This window comes from Acetobacteraceae bacterium (assembly GCA_004843345.1).
Lineage (GTDB): Bacteria > Pseudomonadota > Alphaproteobacteria > Acetobacterales > Acetobacteraceae.
Genome location: CP039460.1, coordinates 299,549 through 321,656, shown reverse-complemented (window position 1 = coordinate 321,656; position 22,108 = coordinate 299,549). Strand labels below are relative to the sequence as shown.

The 22,108-nt window shown below is 42.0% G+C and carries 19 protein-coding genes; 8 read left to right on the top strand and 11 right to left on the bottom strand.

Translation table 11 applies throughout. From position 1 onward, the window contains the following. Nucleotides 1-145: 145 nt before the first annotated feature. From FAI40_01550 to FAI40_01540, 3 genes are all read left to right on the top strand, one after another. Complete coding sequence (locus tag FAI40_01550) at nucleotides 146-1,036, top strand: DUF3800 domain-containing protein (protein QCE34124.1); 891 nt, start codon at nucleotides 146-148, stop codon at nucleotides 1,034-1,036. Between the two features lie 126 nt (nucleotides 1,037-1,162). After that, complete coding sequence (locus tag FAI40_01545; GenBank protein ID QCE34123.1) at nucleotides 1,163-1,699, top strand: hypothetical protein; 537 nt, start codon at nucleotides 1,163-1,165, stop codon at nucleotides 1,697-1,699. Between the two features lie 308 nt (nucleotides 1,700-2,007). Continuing rightward, nucleotides 2,008-2,214 carry a hypothetical protein gene (locus FAI40_01540; GenBank protein QCE34122.1) on the top strand — a complete coding sequence of 69 codons (207 nt, stop codon included), beginning with the start codon at nucleotides 2,008-2,010 and terminating at the stop codon, nucleotides 2,212-2,214. A 277-nt stretch (nucleotides 2,215-2,491) separates the two neighbouring features. On the opposite strand, the gene FAI40_01535 is transcribed toward FAI40_01540, so the two are convergent. Continuing rightward, the gene (locus FAI40_01535) at nucleotides 2,492-3,067 is read right to left on the bottom strand and encodes a hypothetical protein (GenBank protein ID QCE34121.1); all 576 of its coding nucleotides are present in this window, start codon (nucleotides 3,065-3,067) and stop codon (nucleotides 2,492-2,494) included. A 256-nt stretch (nucleotides 3,068-3,323) separates the two neighbouring features. Between FAI40_01535 and FAI40_01530 the strand changes: the two genes are divergently transcribed. Further along, on the top strand, nucleotides 3,324-3,527 hold the full coding sequence (locus FAI40_01530; protein ID QCE34120.1) for a hypothetical protein: 204 nt from the start codon (nucleotides 3,324-3,326) through the stop codon (nucleotides 3,525-3,527). Nucleotides 3,528-4,188: 661 nt separating this feature from the next. Continuing rightward, nucleotides 4,189-4,776 carry a hypothetical protein gene (locus tag FAI40_01525; protein ID QCE34119.1) on the top strand — a complete coding sequence of 196 codons (588 nt, stop codon included), beginning with the start codon at nucleotides 4,189-4,191 and terminating at the stop codon, nucleotides 4,774-4,776. 65 nt (nucleotides 4,777-4,841) lie between these two features. On the opposite strand, the gene FAI40_01520 is transcribed toward FAI40_01525, so the two are convergent. Beyond that, nucleotides 4,842-5,804, bottom strand: a complete 963-nt coding sequence (locus FAI40_01520; protein QCE34118.1) for an NYN domain-containing protein — start codon at nucleotides 5,802-5,804, stop codon at nucleotides 4,842-4,844. Between the two features lie 270 nt (nucleotides 5,805-6,074). On the opposite strand from FAI40_01520, the gene FAI40_01515 reads away from it, so the two are divergent. Further along, nucleotides 6,075-6,518, top strand: a complete 444-nt coding sequence (locus FAI40_01515) for a hypothetical protein (GenBank protein ID QCE34117.1) — start codon at nucleotides 6,075-6,077, stop codon at nucleotides 6,516-6,518. Between the two features lie 298 nt (nucleotides 6,519-6,816). Here the strand turns inward: FAI40_01515 and FAI40_01510 are convergent, their stop codons facing one another. The 3 genes from FAI40_01510 to FAI40_01500 form a co-directional block, all read right to left on the bottom strand. Continuing rightward, nucleotides 6,817-7,524 (bottom strand): hypothetical protein, encoded by a 708-nt coding sequence (locus FAI40_01510; protein ID QCE34116.1) that lies wholly within the window; start codon nucleotides 7,522-7,524, stop codon nucleotides 6,817-6,819. Nucleotides 7,525-7,581: 57 nt separating this feature from the next. After that, on the bottom strand, nucleotides 7,582-9,069 hold the full coding sequence (locus FAI40_01505) for a hypothetical protein (protein ID QCE35715.1): 1,488 nt from the start codon (nucleotides 9,067-9,069) through the stop codon (nucleotides 7,582-7,584). 727 nt (nucleotides 9,070-9,796) lie between these two features. Next, complete coding sequence (locus tag FAI40_01500) at nucleotides 9,797-10,888, bottom strand: hypothetical protein (GenBank protein ID QCE34115.1); 1,092 nt, start codon at nucleotides 10,886-10,888, stop codon at nucleotides 9,797-9,799. Nucleotides 10,889-11,005: 117 nt separating this feature from the next. On the opposite strand from FAI40_01500, the gene FAI40_01495 reads away from it, so the two are divergent. After that, on the top strand, nucleotides 11,006-11,554 hold the full coding sequence (locus FAI40_01495; GenBank protein ID QCE34114.1) for a hypothetical protein: 549 nt from the start codon (nucleotides 11,006-11,008) through the stop codon (nucleotides 11,552-11,554). On the opposite strand, the gene FAI40_01490 is transcribed toward FAI40_01495, so the two are convergent. The 6 genes from FAI40_01490 to FAI40_01465 all read right to left on the bottom strand — a co-directional run bounded on the left by FAI40_01490 (nucleotide 11,547) and on the right by FAI40_01465 (nucleotide 19,767). Beyond that, the gene (locus tag FAI40_01490; GenBank protein QCE34113.1) at nucleotides 11,547-12,782 is read right to left on the bottom strand and encodes an OmpA family protein; all 1,236 of its coding nucleotides are present in this window, start codon (nucleotides 12,780-12,782) and stop codon (nucleotides 11,547-11,549) included. The two genes, FAI40_01495 and FAI40_01490, sit on opposite strands and share 8 nt — an antisense overlap. A gap of 95 nt (nucleotides 12,783-12,877) precedes the next feature. Then, a complete protein-coding gene (gene topA, locus FAI40_01485; GenBank protein ID QCE34112.1) occupies nucleotides 12,878-15,571 on the bottom strand; it encodes a type I DNA topoisomerase in 2,694 nt (897 codons plus the stop codon). 18 nt (nucleotides 15,572-15,589) lie between these two features. After that, complete coding sequence (dprA, locus tag FAI40_01480; GenBank protein ID QCE34111.1) at nucleotides 15,590-16,744, bottom strand: DNA-protecting protein DprA; 1,155 nt, start codon at nucleotides 16,742-16,744, stop codon at nucleotides 15,590-15,592. Next, the gene (plsY, locus tag FAI40_01475; protein ID QCE34110.1) at nucleotides 16,741-17,382 is read right to left on the bottom strand and encodes a glycerol-3-phosphate 1-O-acyltransferase PlsY; all 642 of its coding nucleotides are present in this window, start codon (nucleotides 17,380-17,382) and stop codon (nucleotides 16,741-16,743) included. Before plsY ends, dprA begins: the two co-directional genes overlap by 4 nt. A gap of 12 nt (nucleotides 17,383-17,394) precedes the next feature. Then, nucleotides 17,395-18,336, bottom strand: a complete 942-nt coding sequence (locus FAI40_01470) for an aspartate carbamoyltransferase catalytic subunit (protein ID QCE34109.1) — start codon at nucleotides 18,334-18,336, stop codon at nucleotides 17,395-17,397. Then, nucleotides 18,337-19,767, bottom strand: coding sequence for a glutamate--tRNA ligase (locus FAI40_01465; GenBank protein ID QCE34108.1), 1,431 nt, complete (start codon nucleotides 19,765-19,767; stop codon nucleotides 18,337-18,339). 438 nt (nucleotides 19,768-20,205) lie between these two features. On the opposite strand from FAI40_01465, the gene FAI40_01460 reads away from it, so the two are divergent. After that, nucleotides 20,206-22,104, top strand: a complete 1,899-nt coding sequence (locus FAI40_01460; GenBank protein QCE34107.1) for a ComEC family competence protein — start codon at nucleotides 20,206-20,208, stop codon at nucleotides 22,102-22,104. Nucleotides 22,105-22,108 lie beyond the last annotated feature (4 nt).

The window sequence follows — 22,108 nt, the reverse complement described above, 5'->3', positions numbered from 1 at the left end:
ATTTTCTGTTGACAGAAGCATGCTTAATCATCATTTAATATACGAAACCCGTTTACAAAGGGTTTATATTAGGTGGATCCCGTCAGGGCCATCGTCTCCTGGTCGCCACCTGAAAAGGTGGCGTCAGTGTTTTTGGAGTGTTTAATTGTCTTCAATTCTATATGTGGATGAGGCTGGAGATGTTGGTGGCTTAGCAAATCCTCCAAGGTCAAACGATCAACCACTTTTAGTTATAGGTGGATTGCTCGTAGATAGTCGTCATTTGTATGCTTTAACGCATGATTTTGCATTTATTAAACGTAAGTACAATCCGAACCTTTTGCCGAAGGACGAACATCCTCTGGATTGGATTTTAAAGGAAGTAAAAGGATCAACGATTCGTGAACATTTGACGAGGCAAACGCGAGATAAAAGAAGACGTGCTCAAATGTTTATGAAGGATATTTTTGGACTTCTTCAAATATATGGCGTCCGTTTTAATGCTCGTATTTTTATTAAAAAATCAGGAATAGAGTTTAAAGAACACCATGTTTATGGTTCTGCAATAGCCGCTTTGTTTAAAAGCTTTGATTTTTATTTAAAAGAAAAAAAGGATTTTGGTGTTTGTTTTTGTGATAGTAGAAACAAAACAAAAAATTCTCATGTAGCCCATTCTTTGTTTACTGAGAAGTTTCGAAGGAAGGATCCTGCATTTCAAAATATTATAGATATTCCATCTTTTATGCACGCCGAAAACTCGGCAGGTTTACAGATATGTGATTTGATATGTTCTGGAATTTTATTTCCGATTGCCGCTAGGGTTTATTGTTCCGATGTTAAAAATATTCATGTGCAAGATCGAGGATTAGAAGTTAGAGAGCATTTTGGACAGATATTAAAAAATTTACAATTTCGATATTTAGATCAACGTAAAGGTAGGTATAGAGGAGGAATTACGGTTTCAGATCGTGTTAGAAAGCAATCCTCTTCATTGATCTTCAGTGAAAAATTTGAAGAAAAAGATTCACTTATACAGTTGAAAGAGCATTTTTCTTAGAAATAAAAATTAATCTTGTGAATTGTGCGCATTCAAAAACTTGCTAAAGCTCTTCGAGAGAAAGGTAAGATGTATTATTCAGATGTTGGAGTTTTTGCTTATGGAACAATTCAAGTTGAGCATTAAATGATGAAATTCTTTAAAGAATTTTTTGTCGTTTTAGTAATTTTTATTTCAACATTTTTGTTGTTTGCTTGGACGTTAGAGAATGTTCTTCCAGAAGATTGTGATCCTATAAATATTTTTGGTTATAGACCTCCATATCCTGCATGGATGGAGATTTTAGTTTTTTTGAATCCGATTATTGTTTATCCAACGATATTCTTTTTTATAATTTTTTTAATAGTTTTTTTATATAAAAAATGTAAGGCAAAATTTGAATTATTGCCTAAAGAAATAGGTGTTTTTAGAAAACTTTTATTTGTTTTAATAATGAATTTTCTTAGCACGATAATTTTTATATTTTTTATCGTTTTGACAGATAAATTATATGATAATTGCGGTATTTCGAATGGTTTTTGTGAGAGGCATCATTATTCCGTTTTTGAAGGTCGTTTTATTGCATTTATAGATATGTTTATGGCCGTGACTTTATCATTTTTGATAGCTAAGTTTTCAATAAAACTTTATCACAAATTTAGAATGAAATGCTCTAAAAATTGATTTTAAAATCTCTCTCGGACGTTGGCTCAAAAGGGTTATGTCCGCGCGCAAACCCTGTGCACTCTCCCCAGAGCATTTTTAAAAGCATTCCTGCCTTGTGAAGTTCTTCACTGGCAGATGAGGGAATTTGTCTTGTTGAAATTCCTTGATTTATATTGGCCTCCTATTATTTTTACTAAATTAACCAGTCCAAAATTGGGCTAGTCGGGAGGTTAGTAACAGCACATAGGAACTGCGACAGCTATTTCCCTTTTGGGTATTGTATTTGCTGACCCACCCGACCGGATAGAATTCGATTAGGCATAAAAATGGCGCATGATCTTACGGTAGCGCCTGTCCGCTATGATGAGGTTACTAAGCCTCTTAATAGCGAACATGAATCCTTTTTAGATTTTTGTCAAATGAAAAAGCCGGGTAGTGGAAAACAGAATGTAACAACTGCAACAGCTATTTCCCGAAGGTATTTTATTCACTGCACCCCCCGACCTGATTTCATTGTAGGCCTTTATTTATGAATAAAGTAGTAGGAAAGCACATTAAAATCCTTCCCAAAACTGTTTTACTATATAGCCAAAAACCCCAGGGTTTACCGTTAAGAAAAAGTTGCTGTTTTACTAAAAAAATCGTAGAATTCTCTAGAATAGCGCTACCCACCCGGTTCACCATTCTTCTTAAATTTTATAAATTAATTCTGTCAAGTTTTTAGAATTTATTTCCAAATATAGATTTTGGAATATTAAAAAATCCACCTAAAAGATTTCAGTGGATTTCATTTTTTGCGGATAGAATTTTTTACATTATTGGCTTTTGATCGTCATTATAGGCTGGAGAATCTCCTGTTCTGAGTTGATCATACCGAACATTTTCGACACGTTGATGATCGGCTTTAAGTCTAGAACGAAGTGTTTCTTCTTTTTCAAGTTGATCTTGAATCGTACTTGCGTCCTTTTGTTCACATTCTTTTTGGACTGATTTAAGGGAAGAGCTTTCAAAACTTGCAGCAATGGCTGTATAGGGCAGGCTAATGAGATTTTGCATCCCAAGATAAGGAATGCCACTATTTTTAGGATTCATAGGGTCTTTTTCAACCATGTCTCCTTCTGGAATATTGCTATAGATAACTGCATTTCCGTCCTTTTTACTGAGTCCCATACCTTGAATGAAAAGATCCTGCTTTTCTTGTGCATCAATTAAGTTGGCCCAGTGAACAAGTTTAATTCCATGGGGGACGTAACATTTATTTCCACTTTCATAACGTTCCACATCTGGAATAAAAACGCCTGTCTGCATGGCAGTTGTACAGCCAGCCATAAGTGGAAGAAGGGCACAGAAAATAAGACGTTTAGAACGCATTAAAGACAGAGTCATGAGGTTATGATGTCCCTATAAGTCAGTTTTATGAAGTTTAATTTAAAGAAATCGTTTCTAAAATTCAGAAAGTGTAAGAGATTCTTAAGTATTGCTTTCATCAGAACAAAGAAATTTATAACTGTAAAGAGATTTTAGAGATGTCTTTAAAATGAAAAACAGAAGTCTTTTGTTAAGATTTAAAGTTCTTTTGTCGGCTATAACCAGAAACAAACAGAGACATTGTGGGTAGGGGACGTTTTAAAGAAGAGTTTGCTTGAAAAATACGAAAAAAGAGTGGGCTACCTTCATTTTGAATGAATATAAGAGAATTGATCCAAGGGATTTTACTTTTACCCAAGTGCCACAAGCGCAGTGGGAATATCATCAGCCATTGCCAGATAAGCATCGTTTATGGGAGAAACATGGAAAGGATATTTCAGTCCCCGATGATCCTTTGGGAGAAAAAAGAGTTTTTTAATATCAGACCTTGGTTTTATTTAGAAATTGAGTGGCGGCATTTGGCTGTGCGTTTTGGAAAAATCTATATGGTAAGCGGTTGAAGGGCATTTGCGTTTGCTGGGAAATATTTAGGAAGCTGTATATATTCCACAAAAAAAGGCTGTTATTGTGCATATTTTCCGAAGTTATGAGCTTGCTTATTGTTATCCATCCACCCTTTTAGAATTAAAAAACAACTTGGCTTTGCGCCATTTTCTGGCTTGACAGAGCTGGTATTGCGGTATGAATTTTTGACCCTTCATGGATGTCATAAATTTATTTAAGTTGTGCAAAGTATTGAGACGTAAAAGGAAATATATTTTTAATGGACATTCAGTATTGTGAGACAGTGCTTTGTATTCTTCTCTTCTTCTTTTTTATGTTTATGGGAGGATATAGTGGCGCTAAGCGTAAAGGAAGATCGCCTCTTTTATGGGGAATTTTATGTTTTTTCTTTCCCCTTCTTTTGATTTGTTTAGAATTATCTCAAAGTTATGAAGATGGGGAAGTTCGCCAAGAAATCACGCATAAACTTTCTGTTTTTGAATATATCGCTATTTTATGTGTCTGTTTTTTCATTGGGCTCTTGTTTATGATGGTTTTCTCGCTTTGCTCTTTCTTGTGAGATAAAAGGAATCTTCATGCCGTTTTCTTTCAAAATGCTTAAAAAAAATATGTCACTTCTTGGGCTTTTGAGCGTTGGAAGTTTTTTGTTTTTACCTGCATGCCATCATACGGTGCAGCATTTGGTTCTTGGAATGGATGAGTATGAGAGTACCCCTGGGGGATTGTACCTTTCGCAGTCTGCCTTGGCAGATGTGACAAAAGCTTTCAGCATTTTAGAAGAGCATTTGAATAACTGTACGGAAACGGGATTGCCAACGGAAGATGAGTCTGCCTGTTATAACCGTTCTTGGCGTGTATGGGGAAAAGATATGCATGTTTCAGAAATTGAAATGGAGCCTATTCTGATTGCGAATGATGAAGTGCCAAGAGCCGTTGACAGTGGGGAGATTACAAAGGCCGCAGGGGCTTCAAAAATGTTAGAAGCTTATTCAAAAGTGCGTCAGGTGATTGTGGATAGGTATCTTTCTCAAGGATTGAATAGCGGTTTACTTTTGGCCGCAGCCAACTGCCAAACGCCTTATCGTCAAAATGGTAAATGGCGCATTAAATGCGGCAGTCTGGTTTGGGATGCTGGTATTGTGAATTTGCCTTCAAAAATTTAAAGCAGATAAAGAAAAAGGGCTTTAAAATTAAGAAGCCCTTTTTATCGTATCAAAAGATAGATGTTTTAAGTCGCATTTAGATTAAAATTCTCTAAGAAGGCAGATCTGACAAAACGTCTCCAATCAGGATCAATCCTTGGAACGCCTAGGACTTGGCAGCCAATTTTCAGGAGAGGTGCGTCATGTTCTGGCTTAATAGGGAAAGGTTGGCCAATTTCAGCAGCCTCTGTGACACCATTTTCATAATAGAGGCGTGTCTCTTCATCAAGAGAATCAACAAATTGTGCGATGCGTTCTCTTAAATTTGCTTCAGAAGAATCAGGGTCTTCGACATAAAAACCAGGATGAGCATTTTCATGTGTGTTAAAGTTTGAAGCTCCAGAGGATCGTCCGATAGTCGCCTGAGGAAAGTAGGGATCAACAGAATTTAAAAAAGCTGGATCTGAATCAGCGTATTCACTGGGCGTTTTTTTAAAGAAAAGCGGCTCTAATTTTTCGCGCCCCCATTCTGTGAAGCTGTCAGATTCATGGCGAAGCTTTTGAGAGACATTTCTTGCGCCTTCCATTGCGGGTTGAATGCCTAAAATATGAACACGAACCCCTTTTCTTTGAATCATTTCAACGGCAGGGACAAGATCCTCGTCTCCTGAGAGAATAATCGCATCAGAAATAGCACGCTCGGAAGCAAGGGTAACAAGATCTAGAGCAAGGAGAGCATCGACACCTTTTTGAACACCGTTTTGATTTAAACGTCCTAAACGTAATTTTATAGAGGAACACTGAGCTAAAGAAGAAAAAAGACCATGGCGTGCATCACCTGCATCATACCAGTAAATCCTTAACAGACGGCTTTGTTCTTCTGCTTTTTGTGTATTTCCTTCGGTGATGGGAGCGATAGAAGCAGCAAGCTCACTGGCAATCGCATTTGTGTTCAGAAAAAGAGAGCCACGTCCAGATCCATAAAGTAAATGCCCGGAGGATTCCAAAAAATATCCAGCATCAACGAAAAAAGCGGTCTGCTTGAACATGCAAGATTCCTAAAAAATGTTATCTAAATAATAATGCGACATAAGAAATGTAATGATTGAAATCTGCTTTGAAATAAAAGGAAAACAGTTCAAATTCTTATCCCACTCCCTAGAATAAGAACTATGATAGTTCCTGCGTTATCTTTAGGCATTTTATTGTAAAAAGGCAAATATAGATAAAAAAAATCATGCTTAATCTGCATGAAACGGCTATTTTTAGAAAAATAGAAATATTTTTATTAAACTGAGTTTTGCAGAAGAAGTTTTAAGATGTCCCCCTTTGAAGATTTGTCAGAAAATCAGAAAAAAAATCCACAATCGAAAGCTGGATTGCGCTTTATGACACGTCAGCTGGAGGCACTCGCAAAAGATTGGGCAAAGCTTGCTAATTACGCCTCTGCTTTTAATTATTATCCTCTTTCGTTAACAGAACCAGAGATTCTTGAGATGGCAGAAAATCTTTCGGCAGCGGTTGAGGTTGCTTATGATCTGCTCGATGAAATGGATGATTCTAATCCGTCAGATTTTGAGAGGATAGATAGTCTAATGCATTTAGCGCTTTATGCTGAATATTCGATTCAGCCTATGCGAAAAACAGAAATTTTCCAATCTCTTGAGCCCGCTACGGATCTTTTTGAGGAGTTCTCAGCTGAATCGGCAGAGGATGTTTTTATAAATGAACTCACAGAACTAACGAGCGGTGAGGAAATGTGAAATTTTTTCTAAGGATTGTTGGAAGCAGGGCTTTAATTCCTGTTTGGGTCATTTTAGTAGGCGCTTATATCGGCTATCTTTTAGCAAATTTGTTTTAAGCTGAGATATTCAGGCACAATTTCGCATTCTACATTAAAGGTTTTTTGATAATCATGCATATCACTCCCGCAGAGGCACAGACACCATGGCTTGGATGGGTAATGGATTGGCCATGGATCTGCATTTGGCTGGTATTTTTACTCATTGTTGGGACTATTCTCTTTCTAGAATCTGACCGCTAATGCATGCAATGAAATGATTATGGTTGTGACCATTGAATCGTCCACCCATCTGGCAAGGACACCATGTTAGGGTTGAGGAGTTTCCCTGTTGTTCGGTCTAAATCAAACGAAATGCTTTTCTGGATTGTTTCCATTGGATCTGGTGCGGGGCCACACCAAACAGATCCTTGAACTTTTACTGTATTGCTGTAAACGGCTGGCATGGTTTTGAGATCCATTGCAAAGCGGAACGTTTGTCCATTAGAGGCTGTTGTTGTTTCATTAGACGGCAAGTTTGGATCTGGTGCGCCGGGTGGAACAGGTGCTTTTTTGGGAAGTAAAGGATTCATGCCACGGCGAATGGGCGTTACGAGTGTGCCACCTTGGTTTGTATCTGGGTTAACATAAACCTGCCAGCTTTTATCGACTTCTGTTGTTGAGACAGAGGTTTTGGTCATCAGGTTGCTGTCGCCGTCTCTGCACGTTAGAGAAAAGCCAGAATTTTGAATGTTGAGAGGCTGCAGCTGCATGTTGCCATTTTGTTGAATATCGGGTGCTCCCTGCTCTTTTTCATAGCCGGCTTCTTGCCCTGAAAATGCAGAAGGTAAATCTTTATTATCGCTCTCTGGGGTGGTCGGGCCAATCGGGAGACCATCTGGCAGGGACGCATTCGGCTCAGCAAAAGGATCGGCGGCACAGAGAAGACAGGTAAGACCCATGCCATATAAAAGAGAGCGTATTTTCATCTTTTTACATCCTATGAAAAAGAGAGCATTTTTCAAAATGCTCTCACGTGTAAAATGTTAGATATCAACATCCTCATCTTTGATAAGAGAGGCATTTTCTGTAATGAAACGAAATCTTGGTTCAGCCTGACGTCCCATGAGTTCATTGACTCTTGTATCGGTCATTTTAAACTCTTCAGGTGGCAGGTTGATCCGTAAAAGTGTTCTATGTGCGGGACTCATGGTCGTATTTTTGAGATCACTGACAGGCATTTCCCCCAACCCTTTAAAGCGTGAAATTTCAACTTTTGTTCCAGCTTTAAATTCCTTTTTTACTTTTTTCTCTAAGTCTGCATCATTCATAGCGTAAACTGTCTTTCCTTTATAGGAAAGGCGATAAAGAGGGGGCTGTGCTAAATAAAGATGTCCCTTTTTAATCAGTTCCGGCATTTCTTTATAGAAAAAAGTCATAAGAAGAGAGGCTATATGGGCACCGTCCACGTCTGCATCTGTCATAATAATGATACGGCCATAGCGCAGTTTTTCAAGATTAAAATATTTTCCAATCCCACATCCAAGCGCCTCCGTTAGATCACTAAGCTCTGCGTTTGCACGCGATTTTTCTTTTGTTGCAGAGGCAACATTTAGAATTTTACCACGCAAGGGAAGAATCGCTTGGCTTTTTCGGTCTCTCGCTTGTCTTGCAGATCCGCCAGCAGATTCCCCTTCCACAAGGAAGATTTCACTTTCACTGGTTTTATGATTAGTGCAATCAGTGAGCTTTCCTGGCAGACGAAGTCTTTTTGTGGCACTTTTTCGATCAATTTTTCGGGCGGCTTTTTGACGTTTTCTTTCTTCGGCACGTTCAACAAAAAATTCTGTCAGCTTGTCAGCTTGCGCAGGGTTGCCCGCCAGCCAATGATCTAGAGGATCCCGCAGGGCATGTTCTGTTAGTCGGGTAGCTTCCGGATTTGAGAGACTTTCTTTTGTTTGGCTTTTAAATTGAGGTTCTTTTAAGAAAATTGAGAGGCGAACCTGACTATATTTAAAAATATCATCTGGCGTGATTTGCCCTGAGTTACGAATTTTACGTTGCTGCCCCCATTGGCGGAAACCTTTGGAAAGAACAGCCCTTAATCCATTAACATGCGTTCCGCCATCAGGGGTTGGAATGGCATTACAATAAGATTCTGTATCGCCATTGCCATCATCTGTGAAAGCGATTGCCCAATCCACTTTTTCACCAGTTTCCTCATCAATATTTTTTTTCGGATTGCTCCAAATAGGGGCGAGAAGTTCAGTTCTCTCTGATAAATCTGCTTGGAGAAGATCACTTAGACCATTTGGGAAACAAAAAACAGCTTCAGCGGTGAGGGCAATCTTCTTTTGACCAGAGAGGCTGGCTTTATTGTCCTCTTCCTCGTCTTCTTCATTTTCCTCTTGTTCATTTGCATTATCTGCTTGTCTGTCATTTTCTTCCAGAGGAGTCTCTTCTTCGGAGTGTTTTTCCGTAGCGTTAGTTTTTTCAGAGGAGAGAAGTTCAGGAGCGCAATGCCATTCTATGATAACGCCTGCAAAAAGGGCGGCTTTATGGCGGCAAAGCGTGAAAAGACGTGCAGGGTCAAAGGCTTGAACATTCCCAAAAATTTCAGGGTCTGGTTTGAAAGTGACGATCGTGCCAGTTTCATATTTTTCTTCAGGAGGAAGGCGTTTTTTTGAGAGGGTTGAAACCGCTTTGCCCCGCTCAAAGCTTTGCGTATAGCGATAGCCTTTTCGGAGGACTGTAACTTCCAGTCTTTCTGAAAGGGCGTTCACAACAGAGCTTCCGACCCCATTTAAGCCCCCTGAAACAGCGTAAGCACTGTCAGAAAATTTTCCGCCGGCATGTAATGTCGTGAAAATAACTTCTAAGGCGGATTTTTCAGGATTGCTTGGATGGGGGTCAACAGGAATGCCACGTCCATTGTCAGAAATTGAAATTTCATGTGCGGATTTTAAGAAAAATTTAATGCGGTTGGCATGACCGGCCAGCGCTTCATCCATGGCATTATCAAGAATTTCGGTTGCTAAATGATGAAAGGCTTGCTGATCCGTTCCCCCGATATACATGCCAGGCCGTTTTCTGACGGCCTCAAGCCCTTCAAGAACTTGAATAGCAGAAGCATCATATTCTTTCTTTTTTGCACTTTTTCCTCTTTTGCGTGGCGTGTCCGCATTCGCATCTAAAGGCACATTAAAGAGGCTGTCTTTTAAATCTTTATTCAATGGAAGCTCCGGCTAACAATTCTGATAATTAATGGTTTTGTGAAACGTCTGGATAGGGCTGTGGTGGAAGAACAGGTTCTTGCGGTGCTTCCATTTTTTTGGAAGCGGGGGATGCAGGAAAGGTAATATCCGCAGGATTTTCCTGTGTCTCTGGTTCTGGGGTAGGTGTTGTTTTAGGTTTTTCTTTAGGTTCATCGAGAGGCGGGCGAATAGGTTTTTTCTTAATAGGGACGAATTTATTCGTTTTTTCCTGTTGATGGAATTGGGCTTTTGTTGTTCCTGTGCTTGGGTTTGGCTGCGCAAAACTGACAAAAGGAGCTGTTTCACCAGCGGTAACAGGGCTTGTATCCCGTTTTCCTGTTGGGGATTTTGGAAGGGGAACAGCTAAATTTTTGCCCTCGGCATAGGCAGAAAGATCCTCGGCAGATTGAAAATATTCGGCTTCATGAAACATATTATTATGGGTTTTGCAGAAATTTCCTCCTTCACGGGCGGCTTTCAAGGAAGCTGCGTCCGCCAAGTCTGTCATATATTGATCTAAACGCATCTCTCCTCTAGCGGCATAGAGCTTCGTAAAAGAATTTTTGAGAGATTGATAGTTCTCTTGAAGGATATTCTGAAACTTTGTGACGAAAGAGTTATATTCTTTATGTTGATTACAAGTAAGGGCAATCAGCATAAGCTCTGATTTAAGTGCTGAAATATTTAGCATTCGCCGAAGTTCAGGCGACATGGTTGGCCCAACAATGGGTTCTTTTGGCTTTTCAGCTGATTGTTCTGTGGGGGCAGGTGTGAAATCGTCTGAGGCTTGCTGCTGGCTATCTGGCAGAGGCAAATTTGGAAATTGTTTTCCAAAGTTTTTCGGCATTTTTTGTTGAGAATTTTCCTCAGGGATCTCATCAATATCGGCGGAGACTGGCTGGCTATTGTTCTTTATGGGATCGGAGGCCGTTTCTTGCTTTTGCGCAGAGTTTAAATTTTCAGCAGAGATGTTCGGCTCAGAGGGGATTTTTTGAAAGGGTAAATTATTTGTGGAAGGACCCGCAGCTGGAAGGAAGGAAAGAGCTGTCCCTAAGAAAAGATAATGAAGAAAAATCAGCTTATTTTTAGGGAGATTCATTTTTTTCCAGTTCTGATCAGCATCATTCTAGGATAATGATATTTTTTAGCATCGAAAAGCAAGGAGAGAATGCGCTAAAGTGATTTTGTTTTAGCACGTTCCGAATGAGAAAAGATTATGCCAGAAATTCCGCAATTTATGAAGAATGGGAAGAGGGGAAGTCTTTTTTTACTTTCTTGTTTTATTTTAGGGGCTTGCAATACAATTCATCTGCCTTTTTTAAAAAAACAGAGTGAAAATAAAGAAACAGCTCCCCCTTCAGATCAGTTTGCACCCGGAGAATTTTCCGCTTCATGTAAGCCTGGAGATATTTCTGTGGTCGAGAATAGTGTGCTTTCTATTGGGATGCGGATGGTTTCAGACGGAAAATGGTGCGCTTTAGAAATGGGGCGTGATGATGCAGGAGAGTATAAAACATTTGGCGTGCCTGTTTCGCCTGAACATGGAAAAGCCTATATTTATGATGGCGAAGATGGCGTGACTTATGTTGCTTATCAGGCTGAAAAAGGCTTTGAGGGAGAAGATCATTTTCGGGTTTTCTTTATACAAGGACTGGATAGGCCGCGCCGAAATATTGAGGTGAGGGTGGATGTCAGTGCGCCTTATCAGAAAAAGGTTAAACCGACCTTAGAAAAGATACAGCCTGAAAAAGATGAGCTTAATTAAAGTTAATTTCCACACGTCTGTTTTGAGAATCCCGAACGCCCGGACCTGTTGGCATTAAGAGATTGGTTGCGCCCAACCCCTTCACCGACACTAAGCCTGCGGCAACACCATCATGCACAAGTTCGGCTTTGACGTTATCGGCTCTCTTATAAGAGAGGTTATCGTTATAGGCGGGGCCGCCTTTAATCGTTTCGCCAGAGGTATCCGAATAACCTTTGACGAGGATCTTTGTATATTGGACATTTGTTGAGTTGCGTGCGGCTAAACCAATAATTTCACGGGCTCTTGGCGTAAGCGCTGTGGAATTCCAGTCGAAAAAGACCATATAGGTGCGCTGTGCTGCCGGCGGCGGCGCAGGAGGCATGATGACAGGGCGTTCAATGACATTTGGCGGTATGGGATTAAACTCGTAACGCAAACCTAAAAGAATGGAATCATTAAAATAGGTTTTCGTGCCAAAAGTGGAGTTTGTCGGTCCTAATTTTGCACCGTTTGTTTGATCTGTTACAGGTGTCCCAGTCACAGAGGCAGAGTGCCCATGTCCGCCAATCATCGTATTGAAACGGTATTCGAGCGTTCCTGACAGTCCTAGCATCCAAGGAATTGGAAAGGATGCCCCTCCCATCGCTTGATAGGCGAAAGCGCCTGTTGTGCCACCGATATGCTCGGTATAAGGATTTGAGGACTGCGCCGTGTTAATCAGTGTCATATTATCGTTTTGCCACTCATACCCAACGCCAAAACCGATATAAGGATAAATCCAGCTGAGGCCGATATCCATATCGAAAAAGGCATTTGCAAACCCTCCGTAAACCATCTGATGTCCACTGCCATCATTCGGAAAAGCACCGTTTTTAAGGCCGTTAAATTCATTTTTGGCCATCATACCTTCAATTTCGACACGAAAACCATTACCTAATCCGTACCCCACAGAGGCTTGGACGTCATATCCCGGATTATAGAGAAGCTTTCCGCCGGAAATAACTTGATCGTTTGTTGGACTTCCGGGCGGCCCATATTTTCCTGGAAAATCTAGCCGAACTTTAGGATTGATTTGCTGGCCTTGGTTGAATGAAACACCGCCACCGCCAGCAACATAAACGCCGCGCACGGGCTGTGCTTGGAGGCTGGAAATGGAGGTAAGCAAAAACATCCCAGTCACAAATAGCGCTAGGAGAACCCATTGACGTTGATAGAAAAAATATTTTTCTAGGAAAATAGAGGTCATTGAAAAAGGTTCGAACTTTTATACATTATTCTTCTTTTCGCCTAAATAACATTGAAAGGCAAATAGAAGTGCAAAGGGAAATTATCCCTTTGCGGTTATTCTTCTTTTTTCGGTGTTTTCTTTTTCGTTGTAGATGCTTTTTTTACCGTGGTTTTCTTTGCTGTCGTTTTTTTGACGGAAGCTTTTTTTGCAGGTATTTTTTTCGTCGCCTTTGTCGCTGATTTATCGGTCGTCGATTTTTTTGCAGACGCTTTCTTGGCCGTGGCTTTTTTGGTCCCTCGCACAGGTTTCCCTTTTTCGGCTAGCGCCTCTAAAGCCATGTCTAATGTGACATCGTCAAGTTCTGTTCCTTTTGGAAGAGGCGCCATCATTTTTGCATGTTGCGCATAAGGGCCAAAACGTCCTTTTTTGGCAAGAACGGCTTCACCATCTTTGGGATGCGGGCCTAAATTTCGGATTGAGGCCAGCTTAGCGGCTAAAATTTCTAGCGCCCGTGGAAGTTGAATAGAAAGGAGATCATCTTCTTTTGTAAGTGTTCCAAAGATAGATCCCATTTTAACATAAGGTCCAAAACGTCCGAGATTAACCTCGATTTTTTCACCCGTATCCGGATGATTTCCGAGGAAGCGTGGCAAGGCTAAAAGATCTAAGGCCGTTTCAAGTGTTAATGTTTCTGGATCCATTGCTTTGGGAAGAGAGGAGCGCTTAGGTTTTTTCTTTTTGTCAGTTTCATCGACTTCGCCCTCTTGAACGTAAAATCCATAAGGTCCTTTTTTAAGAGTGATTTCAGCCTTCGTTTCTGGATTTTTGCCTAGAATGCGTCCATTGCCTGCCATATCTGCAGGAATATCTTCTCCCGAAATAAGGGGGCGTGTGTAAGCGCATTCAGGATAGTTTGAACAGCCAATAAATGCGCCATGCCTGCCAAGCCGTAAACCAAGACGGCCTTCCTCACGCTTTTCTTTTTCACAAATAGGGCACTTACGAGGCTCTGGATGATTTTCATCTTGTGGAAAAAAGTGAGGGCCTAAATCTTCATCAAGTGCATCAATGACGTCTGAAATTTTAAGATTTTCTGTTTTTCCGACCGCATCTGAAAAACCAGTCCAGAAATTTTCCATCACTTTGTGCCATTCTAAGCGGCCATCTGAAATATTATCAAGCTCTTCCTCAAGATTCGCTGTGAAATCCGTTTCAACATATTGATTAAAGAAAGACACTAAAAAGGCCGTTACCAGACGTCCTCGATCTTCTGGGAAAAAACGGCGTGATTCTAAACGGACATATTCGCGGTCTTTTAAGACGGCCAAAATAGAAGCGTAAGTGGAAGGGCGTCCAATGCCAATTTCTTCCATTTTTTTGACAAGTGACGCTTCGGAATAGCGTGGAGGAGGCTGTGTGAAATGTTGGTTGGGGGTAACCTCCAGTGCTTGGATGGTTTCGCCTTCCTTCATTTCTGGTAAAATCGTATCTTCGCTATTTTCTTCTTTTTTGGCGTTTGGAACGCCTGTGATTTTCATAAAACCGTCAAAGGCGATGACCGAGCCAGTTGCCCGAATTTCAAGGTCTTTTTGTCGATTTTGTATCGTGGCGGTTGTTTGATCAATTTCAGCCGAAGCCATTTGAGAGGCTGTCGCTCTTTTCCAAATAAGTTCGTAAAGTCTGGCCTGATCATGATCTAAATAGGGGGCGACCTCTTGAGGCGTATGGGTGATGTCTGTTGGGCGGATCGCTTCATGCGCTTCTTGGGCATTTTTGGTTTTTGTCTTGTACATACGGGGAGAATTGGGGAGATATTTTTCTCCAAGATCGCTTTTGATATGATCTCTGATTGCAAAAACAGCCTCTTTGGACATCGTAACGCCGTCTGTTCTCATATAGGTAATGAGCCCTGTTTGTTCGCCCTTATAGGTGATTCCCTCATAAAGTTGCTGTGCAATTCTCATCGCATGCTGTGGTGCCATTCCAAGTTTTCTGGAGGCATCCTGCTGCATCGTTGAGGTTGTGAAGGGAGGTGGTGGGTTGCGTTTGATGCGTTTTTTTTCAACAGATGCAACCGAAAGGCTGGTGGCCTTAATGGCTTCGACGGCTTTTAAAGCCTGCGTTTCATTTTCGATGTCATAAACATCTAGTTTTTTACCTTCAAAATGCGTTAGGCGTGCTTCAAAATTTTTAGAAGCTTCAGTTTGGCAGAGACTGATAACACTCCAATATTCCCGTGGGTTGAAAACTTCAATTTCAGATTCACGTTCACAAATGAGGCGCAGTGCAACCGATTGCACCCGTCCAGCACTGCGACTACCGGGGAGTTTTCGCCAAAGAACAGGGGAAAGGTTAAAGCCGACAAGGTAATCAAGCGCACGCCGGGCCAAATAAGCGTCAATTAAAGGCTGATCAAGGCCTCTGGGAGATTCCATCGCTGTTTTGATGGCATTTTTAGTAATTTCATTAAAGGTGACACGCTCGACAGGGATATCTTTAATTTTTTTCTTTTCTTGGAGAATTTCTTTGATATGCCAAGAAATAGCTTCTCCTTCTCTATCAGGGTCAGTTGCGAGAATGAGTCTGGAAGCGCCTTTGAGAGCTTTTTCAATATCTCCCATTTGACGAGCGCCACGTTTGTCAATTTCCCATTTCATGGCGAAATTTTTATCAGGCAAGACACTTCCATCTTTAGAAGGGAGGTCACGGACATGCCCAAAAGAGGCAATCACCTTATAATCAGAACCAAGGTAACGATTGATGGTTTTTGCTTTTGCAGGACTTTCTACGACGACTAATTTTACCATAATTTTTTACCAATAGTTCTATTTTTGAGGCGCAAGAGAAATAGTATCACTTGGGTGAAGGGAGACGCGTTCCAGCAGATTTAAAAGGCTAATTGTGGTCAGAACTTCTTGAGCTGAAAGCTTTGATTGAAGAATGAGCGCTTCAATTGTTATGGGGACAGGGGAAAGAAGGCAAAGAATTTTTTGTGCATGTGGCGGAAGATCCTCTTTTTCACTCTCTATATCGGGGCTTTGTAAGTCGTTTTTTGTAAAAAGAGAAGGTGTGGTTTCTTCTTTTGGGGGCAGCTTTTGTGATTTCGGTGCGTTTTTAGAAAAAGAAGGCTCCGCTTCTTGTGGCAGATGGATCAGAATATCTTCTGCGTTTTCGACTAAAATAGCGCCTTCTTTAATGAGATGATTGCCACCAGCAGAACGAGGGTCAAGAGGAGAGCCGGGCACAGCAAAAACGAGGCGATCGTAATCAAGGGAAAAATTTGCTGTAATCAATGTGCCTGATTTTCGGGCCGCCTCGATAATCACAGTACCAAGAGAAAGCCCAGCGATAAAGCGATTTCTTTTTGGAAAATGCCGGGCGAGGATACTTGCCCCCGGAGGAGCTTCTGTAATGACACAGCCCGATTCTGCAATTTCTTCATATAAAGACAGGTGTTCTCGGGGATAGATAATATCGAGTCCCCCCGGCAAGGCCGCAACGGTGCTGCCTGTTTCTGTGAGAGCGCTTCGATGCGCTTGGCCGTCAATGCCAGAGGCAAGCCCGGAAACGATGGTAATCTTTTTTTCTGCTAATTTTTTTGCCAGCTGACTTGCAATCGCGAGCCCTGCGCTCGAGGCATTGCGAGCACCGACAATGGCGATACTTTTTTGATGCAGGAGAGAGAGCTTCCCTTTAACATGCAAAATAGGCGGAAAATCAGGAATCGCTGCAAGAGAGGCTGGATAATTTGCATCTCCATAAAGAAGTGTTTGCGCCCCCAGCTTTTCAGTTCTGGCAATTTCGTCTTCTATTTGAGAAATGGAAGGGGGAGAAATTTTTCCTGCATCTGTTAAAATGCGCAGCGCTTTTTCCGCTGTTTGGAAACGCTCAAGCGCTTGTGAAAAGCGAAGAGGTCCTATCCCAGCTGTTCTTGCAAGCTGGAAACGGCTTTTCCTTTCCGTTGTCCATGGGGTACTCATTTTTTTGCAGGCTTCTCTTGATTCATGGAGACTTTACTTTCTGTTCCAGACCAAAGGCGAGAAAGATTTCCTCTATGACGCCAGAAAATCAAAAGTGAAATCGCATCTGTTGCAAGTGGTGCCGGGGAAAGAAAAGGGTAGTGCCCTAACAAGGGGACGAGAAAGATCATGGCAATACAAGCAAGCAATCCGCCTAAGGAGGAATAGCGTGTAAGTAGAACAATGATGAGCCAGAGCGAAAAGCCTGTTAAGGCAGCAGGCCATGAGAGCGCCAACATGGCGCCAACCCCCGTCGCAATTCCCTTTCCACCCTTAAAGCCGAGCCAGATAGGATAGCAATGGCCCAAAACAGCGGTAAAACAAGCAACAGCACTTAAAAGAGGCATTTCAGCCGGTGGCGCAAAAAAATAAATACAAAGCGCAGGAAGCGCTCCTTTGAGCGCATCACAGAAGAAAGTCGCTGCTGCTAGTTTCTTATTACCCGTGCGCAAAACATTTGTTGCGCCGATATTGCCAGAGCCAACTTTCCGAATATCGCCAGATCCTGAAAATTTTGTCAGTAAAAGGCCAAATGGGATAGAGCCGCACAGGTAACTTGAAATAATGACAAGTGAAAGAAGCCCAAGGGAATAAAACATGAAATCGCTTTCTTAATGAGGGCGACGTGCAGTGGCGATATGCTCAAGAACGGCCATGCGTGCGGCAACACCTAGGCGAACTTGTTCACGAATAAGACTCCGGTTGCCATCTGCAACGGCAGACGTAATTTCAACACCTCTATTGGCGGGGCCAGGATGCATCACAACGGCATGCGCAGGGAGCAATTTTAAACGTTCTTCATTTAGCCCCCAAAGCTCGGCATATTCTTCGCCATCTGCGACAAGTCCGGCTTGCATACGTTCCCGTTGGACACGCAGGCAGATAACAGCGTCTGTACTTTTTAGCGCCTCATCCATATTTTCAAAAATTTTAATATTGTCAGCCTCCGCAAAGGTTTGAGGCACGAGTGCTTTTGGGCCAGCGAGACGAATTTTCATTCCTAAAAGCGTAAAGATTTCAATATCAGAGCTGGCAACACGGCTATGCGAAATGTCGCCGCAAATTGTAACAATACGTCCCTTTAAATCCCCAAAATGACGGCGGAGCGTCAAGGCATCTAGTAAAGCTTGCGTTGGATGTGCGTGGTTGCCATCTCCCGCATTGATAATACCAGAATGGGCATTTTCAGCTAAGAAATTCGCCGTGCCAGATTCTTTGTGGCGGACAACAAAAAGGGAAACATCCATCGCCTCAAGTGTTTGGAGGGTATCGAGCAGTGTTTCACCTTTGCTCGTCGAACTGGTGGAAATATCCAGATTGAGAACCGTTGCGCCGAGGCGCTTGGCCGCGAGTTCAAAGCTGGCACGTGTTCTGGTGCTGTTCTCAAAGAAAAGCGTCGCTAAAGTTTCTTGTTCGAGAGACTGAGGAAACGCTTTTTTATTCTTGGCACATTCTGCAAAAAAATCAGCACGGTTTAAGAGTGTTTCGATTTCTTGCGCAGAAAGACCTTTGATTTGCGTTAGATGATGAGGGAAAGAGGCTGCCGTATTCATTTAGGCTGCTCCTTCTGACTTTATAAGATTTTTAGTTGCCCGAATGCGGCGAATAACTTCTTCTTTTCCAAGCGCTGCTAAAGTGACATCAATGCCAGGGGATGCTGTTGTTCCTGTAACAGAAGCACGGAGAGGCTGGGCCACTTTTCCAAGTTTAAGATTCTCTGTCTCTGCAAATTCTTTAAGGGCTGTGTGAATAGGCTCTGCTGAAAAATCTTCTAATTTTTCGAGCATATTGGCTGTTTTTTGCGCAACAGCAATTCCTTCATTAGAGAGGATTTTTAGCGCTTTATCATTGAAGGCAGGGATTGGCCCTGGAAGCGCAAAACGTGCATTGTCCGCAAGCTCAACAAGATTCGCAGCACGCTCTTTCAAGGATGGCATTAAAATTTCAAGCCGTTTTTGAAAGACAGGAAGCGCTTCCTCTGAAATTTCATCTTTTAATCTTGAAAGGATCTCTTTAATGAGGCGCTCATCGGTCGCTTTTCTAAGCCAAACGCCATTTAAATGATTGAGTTTTGCATAATCCATTCGGGAAGGGGATTTTCCAACGCCATCTAAATCAAAAAGTTTGATTTGCTCTTGGCGTGTGAGAATTTCTTCGTCGCCATGCCCCCAGCCGAGACGGAGCAGGTAGTTGCAAAGCGCTTCTGGCAGGATACCTTGTTCACGGAATTCAATGACAGATTGTGCGCCATGGCGTTTAGATAGTTTTCCGCCATCAGGGCCATGAATGAGGGGAAGATGCGCAAATTTTGGGCAGTCCCATCCCATGGCTTGATAGATTAGCATCTGACGGAATGTGTTTGTGAGGTGGTCATCTCCACGCATCACATGGGTGATTTCCATATCATGGTCATCGACAACAACGGCAAGGAGATAGGTTGGCGTGCCATCAGATCTTAAAAGAATTAAATCATCCATTTCCGCATTGGCGACTTCGACCGTTCCTTGGATAAGGTCATTCAGTACCTGTTTTCCTTCTTTTGGCGCTTTGAGGCGAACGGTAAAAGGCTGTCCCTCAGGAGCTTCTGAAGGATTACGATCCCGCCAGAGTCCATTATAACGTGGCGGTTTTCCAGCAGCTCTTGCTTCCTCACGCATTTGTTCAAGCTCTTCTTGCGTGGCGTAGCAACGGTAAGCTTTTCCTTCTGCTAAAAGTTGTTTTGCAATTTCTGCATGGCGAGGCTGATAGCTCGCCTGAAAGCGGACTTCGCCTTTATTGTCGTAATCAAGTCCCATCCATTTTAAGCCACGAAAGATGACATCAACGGCTTCCTGCGTCGATCTTTCTTTGTCGGTATCTTCGATACGGAGAAAAAATTCTCCACCATGATGGCGTGAAAAAAGATAGTTAAAGAGGGCTGCTCTGGCGTTGCCAATATGAAGCAATCCTGTTGGAGAAGGGGCGAAACGGGTGCGAATAGTCATATTTTACGAGCTTACCACTGGCTTAGAGTGAAATGAGTATGGCAGAAAGAAACCTTGGCGATATAAAGATAAATGAAGCCTAATCACAATAAGGAAACAAAGCAGCATAAATTAATTTTATTAAGGAGCCTCTCTTCTGCTTTTAGAAAATATAAATGCTGACTCTAATGTAAAGAGGAGAAAGCAGAAAAAAGAATTCAAAGACTTAAAATCGCAACTTTTTATCTGTTGGGGAGCGCTTTTTTTCGGCTTTGGAAGTGCTTTTTATTTTTTTCTTAAAACAGAACCAACTTTTTTCCAAATAGGGAGTTTAGTTCTCCTATCAGCTCTTCTGCTTGCTGGAATTTTTCTGCTTCAATCTTATTTTTTTTACTTTCGCCTTTTTTAGAAAAAGTGAAAGAGGAATGTTTCTTTTATATAAAGATTGCTCTTTTTTTCTTGGTTGGCTTTATCGGTGCGGCCATACAAACCCATTTGCAAGCGCCATTTCCCAATGTTCCGAGCAATGCTGTTTTTGTTTCAGGAGAATTGGTTTCTGCAGAAGCCCGTTTTACAGGAGAAGATTCCCTTCCTTTATGGCATTTAAAAATTGGGCATGCTCTTTTTGAAAGAGATTTGGATCAGGGGATGAAGCCCTTGAGGCGTACGATAGATCTTTCGTGGAAAAGCAATGAGTCGCCACCTGAAATTGGCAGTCAAATAAAGGTAAGAGCTTTGTTGCATTTGCCGTCTCCGCCTGTTTTCCCAGGCGGCTATGATTCGCAAAGATATGCTTATTTTTCAGGCATTGGCGCGCGAGGCAGGGCCTTAGATACACCTATTATTTTGCAATCTCCAAAAGAAGGGGTGTTAAAGGCTTTTTCTTATCAGTGGGAGAATTGGCGCACAAAGACAGGATTGGAAATAAAGAAAAAGATTAAAGATCCAGATGTCGCCTCTGTTGTGGAAATTTTAATTTGTGGAAAAGAAGGGGATCTTCCGCAATCGCTTCGGGATAATTTCTCGGCATCGGGGCTTGCGCATATTTTGGCGGTCGCAGGATTGCATCTTGGAATGGTGAGTAGGTTTGTTGGTTTTATCGCTTATTTAATTTTTAGTCGGATAGAATGGTTTTTATTAAGGGTTTCCGTTAAAAGACTGGCTGCTCTTATAGGGCTTTTAGCAGGTGCTGCTTATATTTTTTTTACAGGCGCACATATTCCAGGTGTAAGAGCGCTGGGTGTCGCTTTTTTAGCGTTAATTGCTTGGCAGTTTAGACGAACACCGTTTTCGTTGCGATCTTTGGCATTGGTGGCGTTAGGCTTTGAATGCTTGTCGCCTGCGATTGTTCTGCAAGCAGGTTTTCAAATGTCGTTTTGTGCCATTATGGCTTTGGGTGCTGGCTATAGAGCTTTGGCGCCTATAACTTCTTGGATTCGCAAGCGGGGCAAAATAGGATCGTATTTTCTGCTGCCTCTTTTTACGCTTTTTATGACGTCTTTGATTGCAGGGCTTTCTGTGATGCCTCCTGTGCTGGCACGTTTTGGTGTTGTTCAACCTTGGTTTATTTTGGCAAATCTTATCGCTGTTCTTTTAATGGGACTTTTTGTGATGCCAATGGCTGTTTGCAGTTTTGTGAGTATGTTGTTTGGCTGTGATGCGCCCTTTTTGTGGCTCATGGGAAAAGGGGTGGCGCTCATTATTGCCTGCGCGGACTTTAGCGCACACTTGCCAGCAGCCAGTATCAGAATGCCTGTTATGGTAGGGTGGGTTTTGGCGCTTTCTATTTATGGACTTTCGTTACTTTGTTTAGCCGTTGGAAAGCAAAAATATGCAGGGATTTTATTATTTCCCTTGGGAATGTCTTTGATTTTATTGCAGCCAAAACCATTTTTACTTTTTTCGGCTTTGGGGCGCGATGGTGCTGTTTTTCAAAAAGGCCATTTGGAATTTTACACGTTAGAAAAAGATCAAACAAAAAACAGAAATCGTTTTTTAGAGGAGGCTTGGGAAAAAAGTTTGGGGCTAACAGCGGGGAGTTCAGAAAAATTCTTATGTGATTCGGAAAATCCAGTTTGTATTCGGGAATTTTCAGGCCAGCAGATTGGTTGGATCGCGGCCAAAGCGTATCTCTCCAGGGAAAAAAAAGAGGTGGAGGCGCTGTGTTCTCAAGCGGATATTTGGATTTCTTTTGGATATGCGCTTCGAAAATGTCCCAAAACTTTCGTCATTAGCCCTTTGCTTTCTTGGAATGAAGGAGGCATTTTGGTTTATCATTCGCCGAAGGGACGTTTCTCTCTTTATTCCGATCGGGACAATCGAGGAAAACGTCCATGGGTTTATGAACCAGCCTCCTAAGGAT

What these genes read in the sequence shown, in the direction of transcription:
- FAI40_01545 (QCE34123.1), top strand. Translation starts at nt 1,163, where the DNA reads ATGATGAAATTCTTTAAAGAATTTTTTGTCGTTTTAGTAATTTTTATT.
- FAI40_01540 (QCE34122.1), top strand. Translation starts at nt 2,008, where the DNA reads ATGGCGCATGATCTTACGGTAGCGCCTGTCCGCTATGATGAGGTTACT.
- FAI40_01535 (QCE34121.1), bottom strand. Translation starts at nt 3,067, where the DNA reads ATGACTCTGTCTTTAATGCGTTCTAAACGTCTTATTTTCTGTGCCCTT.
- FAI40_01525 (QCE34119.1), top strand. Translation starts at nt 4,189, where the DNA reads ATGCCGTTTTCTTTCAAAATGCTTAAAAAAAATATGTCACTTCTTGGG.
- FAI40_01520 (QCE34118.1), bottom strand. Translation starts at nt 5,804, where the DNA reads ATGTTCAAGCAGACCGCTTTTTTCGTTGATGCTGGATATTTTTTGGAA.
- FAI40_01515 (QCE34117.1), top strand. Translation starts at nt 6,075, where the DNA reads ATGTCCCCCTTTGAAGATTTGTCAGAAAATCAGAAAAAAAATCCACAA.
- FAI40_01510 (QCE34116.1), bottom strand. Translation starts at nt 7,524, where the DNA reads ATGAAAATACGCTCTCTTTTATATGGCATGGGTCTTACCTGTCTTCTC.
- FAI40_01500 (QCE34115.1), bottom strand. Translation starts at nt 10,888, where the DNA reads ATGAATCTCCCTAAAAATAAGCTGATTTTTCTTCATTATCTTTTCTTA.
- FAI40_01495 (QCE34114.1), top strand. Translation starts at nt 11,006, where the DNA reads ATGCCAGAAATTCCGCAATTTATGAAGAATGGGAAGAGGGGAAGTCTT.
- FAI40_01490 (QCE34113.1), bottom strand. Translation starts at nt 12,782, where the DNA reads ATGACCTCTATTTTCCTAGAAAAATATTTTTTCTATCAACGTCAATGG.
- topA (QCE34112.1), bottom strand. Translation starts at nt 15,571, where the DNA reads ATGGTAAAATTAGTCGTCGTAGAAAGTCCTGCAAAAGCAAAAACCATC.
- dprA (QCE34111.1), bottom strand. Translation starts at nt 16,744, where the DNA reads ATGAGTACCCCATGGACAACGGAAAGGAAAAGCCGTTTCCAGCTTGCA.
- plsY (QCE34110.1), bottom strand. Translation starts at nt 17,382, where the DNA reads ATGTTTTATTCCCTTGGGCTTCTTTCACTTGTCATTATTTCAAGTTAC.
- FAI40_01470 (QCE34109.1), bottom strand. Translation starts at nt 18,336, where the DNA reads ATGAATACGGCAGCCTCTTTCCCTCATCATCTAACGCAAATCAAAGGT.
- FAI40_01465 (QCE34108.1), bottom strand. Translation starts at nt 19,767, where the DNA reads ATGACTATTCGCACCCGTTTCGCCCCTTCTCCAACAGGATTGCTTCAT.